The following is a 12,107-nucleotide window of genomic DNA, read 5'->3' on the forward strand; positions in this document are numbered from 1 at the left end:
ATATCAATAACTAAAAATCAGTTTTCTGATGAGTGTTTAGTTACTTAATTTAATATAGTTTTTGTTAATTTATTCTTACTTCTTCATAAAATTCTAAAACATCGTCTAATTGAATGTCGTTGAAGTTTTTAATATGAGTACCAAAATCTTTGCCTTTTACAACTTCTTTGACATCATTTAGTTCGCGTCTTAAACTTTCAAGTTCTCCTTCATGGATTAGTTTGGTTTTACGGTATACTTTCACTTTACATTTTTCCTTTACAACACCAGAATCTTGCATACATCCCGCAATACTTCCTACTTTTGAGTAAAAGAATACTTTTAAAACGTGTGCTTCACCAATCTTGCGGTCTTCATATACCGGTGCCTTTTGCTCATCTAACATAATCTGGCAATCTTCAATAATTTTATAAATTACATTATGTTCAATGATATTAATTTTTTGTGATTGTGCATTTTGCTTTATATTTGCAGGTGTTTTGAGATTAAAGACGAAAATAGTAGCATTTGAAGCTTGAGCTAAAAGTAAATCGTTTCCACTAATATAACCAGCAGATGCTGCAATAACTTTAATTACTGCTTCATCGTTTTCTAGGTGATTAATTTGGCCTTTGATTGCTTCGGCTGTTCCGTGAACATCTGATTTAATGATGACATTAATTACTTTTTTGCCCTCGTGGTTTTTTAAAATTAAGTTTTTATCATGTAATAAATTCATTTTATCAGCAAAAGCTTTTTCGTTGGCTAACTTCTTAGCAAATTTTTCATCACTAAAACCAATGAATTTATCGCCAGCATCTGGAGCGTAGTTTAATCCATTAATAATTGCCGGCATTCCTGGATTAACTTTTTCAATTGGATGATTATTTGTATCAATAATAGATCTAATCCGTCCATATTTTGAACCGGCTACTAAAAAATCTCCTCTATATAAAGTTCCGTTTTCTACAATAATTGTAGATACAACTCCGGATCCTTTATCAATTCTAGATTCAATAATAGTTCCAATTGGATATCTTTTAGGATTGGCCTTTAAATTCAATACTTCAGCTAATAATGTGATTGCGTCGAAAAGTTCGTTTAATCCGTCTCCATTTAGAGCTGAACCATATACAATTTGAGTATCTCCACCATATTCTTCAATTACCACTTCGTTTTCGGCTAACTCACCTTTTATACGGTTTAAATCCTTATTAGGTTTATCTATTTTATTAACAAAAACAATAACAGGAACATTGGCTGCTTTTGCGTGTTGGATTGCTTCCTTAGTTTGTGGCATTACTCCATCATCAGCAGCTACTACTAAAATAATAATATCAGTTATTTTTGCACCGCGTGCACGCATTTTGGTAAATGCTTCATGGCCTGGAGTATCTAAAAAAGTAATTTTGGCATTTTTGTGTTTGATTTGATATGCTCCGGTGTGCTGAGTAATTCCACTTGATTCGGTAGCAACAATATTTGAACTTCTAATTTTGTCAATTAAAGTGGTTTTCCCGTGATCTACGTGTCCCATAATAGTGATAATTGGACTACGGGTGATTAAATCTTCAGATTTATCTTGGAAGTTTATTTCATCTAAAAAGTTACTTCCATCTACATTAGTTTCTTTTTGAAAATCTAAACCATTTTCCAAACAAAGTTCACCAATTTCTTCTTCTGATAAAATGTGATTGACATTATACATTTTTCCGCTAAGGAAAAATTTCTTAATAATATCATTGCTATTAATCCGTGTAATTTTAGCAAAATCAGCAATTGTCATTTTTCCAGTAAAAATAAAAATTCCGTCTTTTACTTCAGTCTTAGTGGTTTGTAGTTGTTGTTTGATTTCATCCACATTACTAATTCTATTATTCTTTTTGGCCATATATCACCTCCATAATTGCTGTTTGTAAATTATCATACATTTCTTTGGTTATATTAGTACGAAATGTGCGATTTAAAGCCTTAGTTTTTGTTATTTTATTTCAATTGTCTAAATTACATAAAAAGTAAGCCCCGCGCCCTTTTAAAGTTTTATTTATATCTAGTGTTAATTGATTCTTTTTCTTATCAAAATCAATGCGTGTTAATTTCTTTGCATCTAAAATTTGATTGGTTGCAATGCATTTTCGAGTGTAGTTTTTAGTTTTCTCATTCATCATCTAAATCACTTAAATCGATATCTGAATCTAAGCCGTAACTTGCTAAATCATCATCAACCTTGAAGTCTTTAATTTTTTTGTATTCTTTAATCATATTTCGTTTTTTGTGAGTTTTTTTGTCTTTATTTTCAGTTTCTTCTTGAAATTCATCAAATTCATTTTCGGCGGCAAAATTAATATCAAACGAACTATTAATGTCATCTACAAAGTCATAAGCATCAGAATGTGCTTCGGATTCGTATAATTTTTCTTCCATATTTTCAAATAAATCATCCATTACAGATTCACTTGGTTGTTGTGCTGTTTTGATAGTTTGTTTATTTTTTGTATTTAAAAGTGATTTTTTGTTTTGATCTAAATTCATATTAATTGATGAAATAAATTCTTGTACGTCTTTATCAAATTCATCCATCGAGATGTTAAGATCTTTAAGATAACTATTTGGTTTAGATTTTTTATGATGATTTCTTGTTTGATTAAAGAAACTTTTTTCTTTGGTGTTAGCAATTTTCTTTAGTGGTTGAGTAAATGGAATTTTTAATTTTAAAGCTTTTTCAACTGTAATAACTTCGATTCTGGTTGAGGTAAGTTTAGAAGCTAGTTCGATATTAATTCCTCTTTTTCCGATTGTGTTAGTCAAGTCTTCGTCCTGCACAATTACATAAGCTTTTTGAGTTACTTTATGAATTTTAACATCAATAATTTTGGCTGGTGATAATGCATTTTTAATATATTCATTTTTTTTATCTGAATATCTAATAATATCAATTTTTTCTCCAAGCGTTTCCGAAACTGCAATTAGGCGTTTTGCACCTTCACCAAAAATTGAACCAATGATATCAAAATTAAAATGTTTTTCAGGATTTGGACGAACCGAAACCTTACTTCTGATGCCTGGTGAACGTTGAATTTTAATAATTTGAATGTCACCTGATTGAATTTCTACGATTTGTTTTTTTAAAGCATCAGATACTTGCAAAGGATCAATCATTGTTACTTCAAGTGTGTTGATATTACTTTCGATATTAATTCTTTTTAAGATAACTTCAATTGTTTGACCTTGATTAAGTTCTATTGATTTATTTGTTTCATCACTCGCTAAAAAAGCGTTGTAAGCAATATCGTTATCAAAAATTTCAACACTTAAATTACCTCTTTGTAATTTATGTTTTACTTTTGCATAAAATTTTGTTCCAATTTTATTACTAAAGATTTCTTGAATACGTTCCTTTTCAATTCTTTTAAGTTCCGTTTTAAAACCATTATTAATTGCTGCTTTTTGTCTTTTAGTTAATCATGTAAAATCAAAATAAATTTCAATTGGGTCTCCAACTTTGATTTCAGGATTCTTGGTTTTGATTTCATCGATTTTTACATAAATTAATTTTTGTAAATCTGGTTCACCTGTTATTTCTGGATCCTCAAATTCTATTTCAGATGATTCATCAATTACGGTTCCGTTTAAGACAACCGGATAAACCACTTGATTTTCGTGGTCTGCAATAAATTTAATTTCAGATTCAGGATTAACATATTTTTGGATTGTTTTTGCAGTTTCAGTTTCAAAAATGTTTAAGATAACATCGAAATCTAAGCGGTGTTTTTCAGCAAATCCTTTTGTAATTAAATAAAGGGAATGATTTTCAGCGCTTATATTTTGTTTGCTTTGAGTTTGTGTCTTTTTTCTACCCATAATTACCTTCTTAAAATTTTATATATAATTCTGCTGATAAAATATTATTTTTTTCAAATCAAATTTTACGAATTTGTCCTTTTTGGTTTCATTTCCCTAAAAGTTTTTCGCGATGATCTTCTAATAATTGTATTTGAAAAATATTTTGTGAATAAAGTGATTTTTTTGTTTTAATTTGTATATATTTACCGATAACTTCGTTTAAATTGTTGATATCTAAAGTAGTTTCTACTCCTTTGGATAAAACTTCTAGATTATGTGCATCAGTAAATCATGTTTGAGTTTCTAAAAAAGCTGAAATTTGTTTTGAAATTGTTTCCACATCCTTTAAATCGTTGTAAGTAGTAACAACTTCTAAAGTCTCTCCAAAGTCGTTTTTTATGAATTTTGCACTAACAATAACATCTTTAAAATTTTGCGATAAAATCTGTTTATAGTCCATTCATACCTCTTAATTTAATTCATTTATATGAAAGAGTTGCACAACTTGTACAACTCCTTTCATTTATTATTTTAATCAAGTGTTATTATACACTATCTTACAATTTTTCAAATTATTTATGATATGTAATATTGTGTTTAATAGTAAAAGCACGATAAATTTGTTCTATCAACATTATACGGAATAATTCGTGTGGAAAGGTCAATTTAGAAAAGTTAATTTTATTTTCAAAAAAACTTTCATCCACACCATTAGAACCTCCGATTATAAAAGTGACATTATCAATATTTACAAATAATTCACCAAATTCTATGGAGTTGTATTGTTGAGCTTTTGTAGAAAGATAAAAAACCTTTGAATTTTTTGGGATTTTAGTCAAAATTAATTCAGTCTCTTTTTTAATTTTTAGGTCAATGTTAGGCATTTTCTGTTCTTTAATTTCAATTAAATTAACTTTTGCAAAAAAGTTAATTTTCTTTAGATAACTGTTATATAAAACTTGATACTCTTTTGATAAACTACCGACAGCAATGATATTTAATTTCATTATTTACGCGAACTTAAATGAAACATTAACATTTGAATATCAGCCGGATTAATTCCTGAAATCCGCGATGCTTGTCCAATGGTTTGTGGACGCACTTGTTCTAATTTTTGGCGAGCTTCCGTAGCTAAATTAATTACATTGTCATAATTAATGTCAATAGGAATTTTTAAGTTGTCTAAACGGCTCATTTTTTGTGCCTGGGTTTCTTGTTTTTTAATATAACCATCTAAGCGAACCATGGTTGTTAATTCGTTTTTAAATTTAAAATCGCCTAAAATTTCTTCAGCATGAACTTCTGGTCTTGCTAAAACCTTAAGTAAAGAAATGCCGTTTTCGATTCCATATTTTTGAGCCAACGGAGATTTAGATGACAAAAATTGGTTACTTAACTCTTGAATTTTTTCGTTTATTTTTTGATATTTAACAATGACAAAATCATAATCCTTTTGTGAAATTAAACCAACTTGGTAGCCGTATTTTGCTAATCTTAAATCAGGGTTATCGTTACGTAGTAATAGGCGATATTCGGCACGCGAAGTGAGCATACGATATGGTTCTTGGGTTCCTTTTGTAACTAAATCATCAATTAAAACACCAATATAAGCGTCGTTTCTCTGTAGAATTAGTGGTTGTTTGTTTTCTAATTTTAATGCTGCATTAATACCTGCGATTAAACCTTGTGCGGCTGCTTCTTCATAACCGCTAGTTCCGTTAATTTGTCCTGCAGTAAATAAGTTTGTAATAACTTTTGATTCTAATGAAGGTTGGATTTGTAATGGATTGAGTGCGTCATATTCAATCGCGTAACCTCATTTTTGTACTCGACAATTTTTCAGACCAGGTATGGTACGTAACATTTTATCTTGTATATCAATTGGCATCGAGGTCGACATTCCGTTGACATAAATGATGCTACCATCATTTGTTTCTGGTTCAAAAAATATTTGGTGTCTAATTTTATCACGAAAACGCATAACTTTATCTTCGATGCTTGGACAATATCTGGGACCAATTCCTTCAATTAAACCTGAATACATTGCTGATTTATTAATGTTTGCTTCAATAATTTTGTGTGTTGCTTCGTTGGTGTAGGTTAAATAACAAGAAATTTGTTTATCAAGCTTAACATTAGAGCGATTTGAAAAAGTCATTACAGTATCTTCTAAATTTTCTTTTTCAACTTTTGAAAAATCAATTGAATCAGCATAAACGCGAGCCGGTGTTCCGGTTTTTAATCTTTGTAGTTGTAGTCCTAAATTTTGTAGTGATAAACTTAATTTAGGTGTAGTTTTTTGATTATCGGGTCCTGAAACAGTAATCTCATCACCGCGCAAAATTCTCGAATTCATATATGTTCCGGTAGTAATGACCAACATTTTTGTATTAATTATACTATTATTCGATAAACGCACACCGGTTACTGTTTTGTTTGCATCAACTAAAACTTCTTCAACCACCGCTTCAATTAAAGTGATATTTGGATGATCTGATAATGCTTTGGTAATTATCTTTGAATATTTTTCTTTATCTATTTGAGCTCGTAAGGCACGAACTGCTGGGCCTTTTGATTCATTTAACATTTTAATTTGAATCATTGCTAAATCAGAAAAATAACCTTGTACTCCACCTAAAGCATCAATTTCTCTAGTAATTATTCCTTTTGCCGGGCCACCAATTGATGGATTGCATGGCATCATTGCTAAATGAGATAAATCAAAAGAAATTAAGGCAACTTTATGACCTTTGTTAGCGAGTGCGAATATTGCTTCGACTCCAGCGTGTCCACCACCTATTACAATTGCTTGATAATTACTTGTTTTCATAAATCTTATTGTATCAAATCTTTTAAGTTTTATTAGTTATATAAATTTAGAATTTCAGCAAAATAAAATACTTATTAGTTTAATTTAATAAGTATTTTATTTTATTAGTTTTTATATGTTTGATTAGCTTCACAATTTCTAAGTAAATAGTTAGACTAAATCCTAAAAGAATTGGGGCTATTCAAAATGCAGGACTATATAAACCATTTTTTACAAGTTCGCTAATATTTACCATTTTAAACACTTCACGCACACCTGGAACGAAGGCAACGAAAAGAATGCAAAGTAGTGAAAACGAACTTGCTGCATAAACTAATTTATATTTTAGTATGCTGCATTTAAAAATAGAATTTTGAGACATTAAATTAATTGAATTAATACTTGCTGCAACACCGACTGTGATAAACATTGCGGTTGAAGTTAGTTCAACAAATTCTTTTCCTAAAATCTTATTTTGAGTAGCAACTACTGCCGTAATAATATATGCTAAAGTGCCTGCAATTGCTATAATAAAGCTTTGGATTAATAATTGTCAACCCATTCCACGAGAAAAAATACTTTCGGATTTATGAAATGGTTGTCGTTGCATAACGTTTGCATCTAATGGTGTCATCCCTAAAGCAATTGCGGGTAAACCGTGAGTTAATAAGTTAATTCATAACAATTGAGATGCTGATAAAATTACTATTTCTGATGTCTTAATTTGTTCTTTAAAAATAAATGATAAAACAAATAATCCAACCACCATGACAATTATTTCGGTTAATGAAGAAATAAGTAAATTTAATATAACTGTTTTGATGCGATCAAAGGTTTCTCTACCAGAACGCACTCCTTTGACGATGGTTGTAAAATTATCGTCAGTTAAAATTACATCAGCAGCTTGTTTTGAAACATCAGTGCCAGTCATCCCCATTGCTACACCAATATCGCTTGCTTTTAATGCGGGAGCATCATTAACACCATCACCAGTCATGGCGACAACGTGATGGTGTGCTTGTCAGGCTTTGACAATTCTTAGTTTATCATTAGGACTTACCCGTGCATAAACTGAGATATTAACTACCGCATCATTTAGTTCTTCGTCAGTCATTGCTGCTAATTGTGTACCATTAATTGCATTATCACCGCTTTTATAAATTCCTAAATCTTTTGCAATTGCTACTGCAGTAGTAAGGTGATCGCCGGTAATCATGATTGGTTTAATGCCTGCTAAACGAGCTTCTGCAATGCTTTCTTTAACTCCGCTACGTGGTGGGTCAATCATCCCGATCAGCCCTAAAAAGTTAAAGTTATTTTCGTCATCTAAAGTTATTTTATCAATATTTTTACCAAGGTTTTTATAAGCAACAGCAATTACACGATAAGATTGTTGAGATCATTTTTCATTTAGATGAATATGTTCGTCAGTTGTATCTTTACTTTTTGCAAAAATAACATCTGGAGCACCTTTGGTGATGATAATATTATTATCATTTTTATCGCGTACTAAAATTGACATCATTTTACGCTCATTATCAAATGGTATTGAATCAATTTTATTGAATGCTTGATAAAACATTTCTGCAGAGTTGTTGTTTTGTAACCCGAATCTGAGAATTCCGGTTTCGGTTGGATCGCCAACTTCAATATATTTACCTTTCGGATTTAACGTTACTGAAGCATCGCAACAACCAACTAATGCCCCTAATGCTTGTGATTTTTCAAGATCACAATTTGGGTTATTGGCATCATAAAATTTCCCTACTGTCATTTTATTTTCGGTTAATGTCCCGGTTTTGTCAGAACAAATAATACTGGTTGAACCTAATGTTTCAATTTCTGGAAATGATTTTATAATAACATTATCTTTAGTCATTCTCGAAACGCCAATAGCTAATAAAACAGTAGTAAATGTAATTAAGCCCTCAGGGATTGCTGCAACAGCTAAGGAAATTCCGATAATTACAGCGTTTGAATATACTTCTGGGTTATTTCAATGACCAGAAAAAATATTACTTAATAAAATTTGAATAAGAGTGGTAATAATTAATAAAACTACTCCTGAAATTCCAAAAATTTTACTTAGTTTATTGAGCTTGATTTGTAATGGTGTTAATTGTGTTTGTTGTTCATTGATTAATTGGTTAATTTTTCCTAATTCGGTTTCTTTTGCAATCGCTGTAACAATTGCAACGCCGCGACCACCACTTACGTATGTTCCGGCAAAAATTTGATTAAATCTTTCTGCTAACGGAACATTATCATTGCTATTAATTTCGCCAACCATTTTTAAAACTGGTAAGGATTCGCCAGTAAGAGCAGATTCAACAATGTTAAGTGAAAAAGCTTCAAATAATTTTGCGTCAGCACTGATATAATCACCTGCTTCTAAAACAATGACATCGCCAACTACTAATTCGGTTGCCGGAATGTTAACTAAGACTCCATCGCGATATACTTTTGCTGTTAATTCATTGTTTTTTTCTAAAGCTTTAACTGCTTGATTACTTTTAATTTCTTGGTAAGTGCCCAACATTGAATTTAATATAATAACAATTAAAATAATCAGCGGTTCTACAAAGCTAATGACAATTTGTTGTGTGCCTGGTTTGTTAGCAAATGTTTCATAAAAAGCAACTGTTAGACTAAATAAGGCGGCAATTAGCAATAAAATAATCATAAAATCTTTGAATTGATTTAAAAAAATTTTAAAAATGTTTAATTTTTGATCACTATGAATTTTATTCAAACCAAATTTTTTTTGTCTTGATAGCGCTTCTGCTGTGGTTAGTCCAAGCTGTCTATGATTTTCTTTCAATATTATATCCTTTCGATTTATTTATTATATTTTAAAAATTTATTTATTAGTTTTATTTTTTAATTCTTTTTGTAATTCAAATACCATATCGCGTATTTCGATAGCGCGTTCATAATCACGTTCTTTAGATGCTTGTTCCATTTGTATGATTAATTCGTCGATAATTTTTTGTTCGTCTTTTAAATCTTGTATAGATTTATGTTTTTTCTTTTTAAAAATTAAGTCAACTGCATTTGAAAATTTATTACCATATAAAGAAGGCGGGATTGGTTTTGAAATAGTTTTTGGAATAATATGATGTTCTTGATTGTATTGAAGTTGTAATTTACGTTTTAATTGATTATCCTCAATACATTCTTTAATTGCTGGTGTAATTTTATCTGCATATAAGACTGCAAGACCGTTTGCATTTCTAGAAGCCCGACCCACAATTTGGATTAGTGATGATGCAGTACGCATGAAACCTTGTGCATCTGCGTCTAAAATCAAAACGCGCGATACTTCTGGAATATCAATTCCTTCACGTAACAGATTAACCCCGATTAAAACTTCAACTTGTCCAGTGCGCAATTTGCGAATTAATTCATTTCTTTGAAAAGTTTCAAATTCAGAGTGAATATATGCAGCTTTTACACCTAACGAAATTAAGTATTCGGTAATTTTTTCTGAACTTTCTTTCGTTACTGTGATTACAACTGTTTTTTCTCCATTTTCACGTTGTTTAATGATAATATCGTGAATATCTTGCATTTGGTTTTCGGTGCTTTTGATAATAATCTTTGGGTCTGTTAAACCAGTGGGTCTAATAAACATTTGAGTAATTTGTTTTTGTGACTTTTTTAATTCGTATTCTGCGGGTGTAGCTGAGATATAAACTTTAAAAAAATCAAAATTACTTTCGATTTCAGGAAAATTTAATGGCCGATTCTCTAAGGCAGAAGGTAGACGAAAGCCGTATTCAACTAATGTTAATTTTCTGGACCTATCTCCGTTATACATTCCGCCTAATTGAGGAATTGACATATGAGATTCGTCAATAAACATTAGTGATTCTTTAGGAAAATAATCCAATAAAGTATAAGGTCGCTCACCAAAATTTCTACCATCTAAATACATTGAGTAGTTTTCAATTCCCTTACACATTTTAAATTCAGTTAGTTCATCGATATCGCTGCTAACTCTTTGTTGTAGTCTTTGTGCCTCTAAGAGTTTGTTTTTTGCATATAGTTCCTTTAAACGATTTTGAAGTTCATCCTTAATTTTCGGAATAATTTTGTCATAAATACTATCATCGGTTGCATAAGCATCACCCGGAACTAACACAAATAAATTAACTTTTTCAATCACATTTTTACTAATTGCATCGATCACAGCAATTTCTTCGATTTCATCTTCAAAAAAACTTACTCTTACAGCGATTTTTTCAATATCCGAAGGACGAATTACAATAATGTCTCCTTTTACCGAAAATTCACCTACTTTGGTACTGACATCATTTCTGGTATAAAGGATTTTAATTAATTTATAAATAAAATCCTTTTTAATAATTTTTAAACCTTTATAAAAACGATAAAATGCATCTTTATAAATTTCAGGATTCAATGCTCCATAAATTGCACTAACACTAGCTACTACGATCACATCTTTTCTTGTTATTAAAGAATTTATCGCACTCAAACGCATAATTTCAATTTGTTCGTTAGTTCTTGAATCTTTTTCTATATAAGTGTCGGTGTTAGGTTTATATGCTTCAGGCCTAAAATAATCAAAATAGGAAATATAGTATTCTACTGCGTTATCCGGAAAAAAGTTTTTTAATTCGGAGTAAAGTTGACTTGCTAAGGTTTTATTATGTGAAAGTATTAAAGTGGGTTTATCAAAGTTTTTAATGACATTTGCAATAGCAAAAGTTTTACCAGAACCAGTTACTCCGTGTAAAACTTGGTCTTTGTATCCATCTTTTATTCCGTGAACTAAAAAATCAATAGCCTTAGGTTGATCACCTGATGGTTTATAATTAGCATTTAGTTTAAAAATACTCATAAGTATAATTATATACATAAATTAAAGCATTTTACTTTCATTATATTTAGAAACTGAATTAATTTAAATTTCATCGTAATTAGCTTTTCTAATTTAAAACTGGTGTTATTAATATTTTTCTCTCAATCACGTTTTTTCTCGGATTATATTGGACGAATGAATCATTTTCTTATTAATTTATTAGATACATCTTGATAATCTTCTTTGTTTTTTATATTCTTTATGCAAATAATCATTTTTTGTTTATCACTCAAACATGACTAACTGTTCAGCTAAACACAAGATTTTAATGAGTGTGTTTCAATTGAAACTCTTATTTTAAAAGTAAATTCATTACTGATAATTAGCCCTTTTTCTATTTATTTTGAATAGAAAAGGGTTTTTAAAACCTAACAAATTTTATAAATACAAAAAATTACACTATTTTTAATTTTTTATTAATGTAGTTTTTGAGTTTACATTTAAAGACTAACAAAAGTGAAAAAATAGTAAGAATAATCCATAATTTTAAAAAATCTTCATTTTTCCTTTGAAAAAAAAAAAAAAACTAAAATTAGAGTACAAAAATAAATTTTAATAAATTGTTTGAATTTAATTAATTAAGTTTTTAAA

At 29.7% G+C, this 12,107-nt stretch carries 8 protein-coding genes; all 8 read right to left on the minus strand.

The window, feature by feature from the left end; translation table 4 throughout:
• Positions 1-64: 64 nt before the first annotated feature.
• Positions 65-1,870, minus strand: a complete 1,806-nt coding sequence (gene infB, locus BCF59_RS03140) for a translation initiation factor IF-2 (protein ID WP_134111153.1) — start codon at positions 1,868-1,870, stop codon at positions 65-67.
• Entirely contained in the window at positions 1,854-2,147 is a 294-nt protein-coding gene (locus BCF59_RS03145; protein WP_166666800.1) for a YlxR family protein, read from the minus strand. Before BCF59_RS03145 ends, infB begins: the two co-directional genes overlap by 17 nt.
• On the minus strand, positions 2,128-3,840 hold the full coding sequence (locus BCF59_RS03150; RefSeq protein WP_134111155.1) for a transcription termination factor NusA: 1,713 nt from the start codon (positions 3,838-3,840) through the stop codon (positions 2,128-2,130). Before BCF59_RS03150 ends, BCF59_RS03145 begins: the two co-directional genes overlap by 20 nt.
• A 10-nt stretch (positions 3,841-3,850) precedes the next feature.
• Complete coding sequence (locus BCF59_RS03155; RefSeq protein ID WP_134111157.1) at positions 3,851-4,282, minus strand: LSm family protein; 432 nt, start codon at positions 4,280-4,282, stop codon at positions 3,851-3,853.
• Positions 4,283-4,394: 112 nt separating this feature from the next.
• A complete protein-coding gene (locus BCF59_RS03160) occupies positions 4,395-4,829 on the minus strand; it encodes a 23S rRNA (pseudouridine(1915)-N(3))-methyltransferase RlmH (RefSeq protein ID WP_134111159.1) in 435 nt (144 codons plus the stop codon).
• The gene (mnmG, locus tag BCF59_RS03165; RefSeq protein ID WP_134111161.1) at positions 4,829-6,652 is read right to left on the minus strand and encodes a tRNA uridine-5-carboxymethylaminomethyl(34) synthesis enzyme MnmG; all 1,824 of its coding nucleotides are present in this window, start codon (positions 6,650-6,652) and stop codon (positions 4,829-4,831) included. The genes BCF59_RS03160 and mnmG overlap by 1 nt, the downstream gene beginning before the upstream one ends.
• Before the next feature lie 79 nt (positions 6,653-6,731).
• Positions 6,732-9,458, minus strand: a complete 2,727-nt coding sequence (locus BCF59_RS03170) for a cation-translocating P-type ATPase (RefSeq protein WP_208317614.1) — start codon at positions 9,456-9,458, stop codon at positions 6,732-6,734.
• 33 nt (positions 9,459-9,491) lie between these two features.
• Positions 9,492-11,495, minus strand: coding sequence for an excinuclease ABC subunit UvrB (gene uvrB / locus BCF59_RS03175; RefSeq protein ID WP_134111164.1), 2,004 nt, complete (start codon positions 11,493-11,495; stop codon positions 9,492-9,494).
• Positions 11,496-12,107 lie beyond the last annotated feature (612 nt).

It is taken from the genome of Mycoplasmopsis mustelae (genome assembly GCF_004365095.1).
Lineage (GTDB): Bacteria > Bacillota_I > Bacilli_A > Mycoplasmatales > Metamycoplasmataceae > Mycoplasmopsis > Mycoplasmopsis mustelae.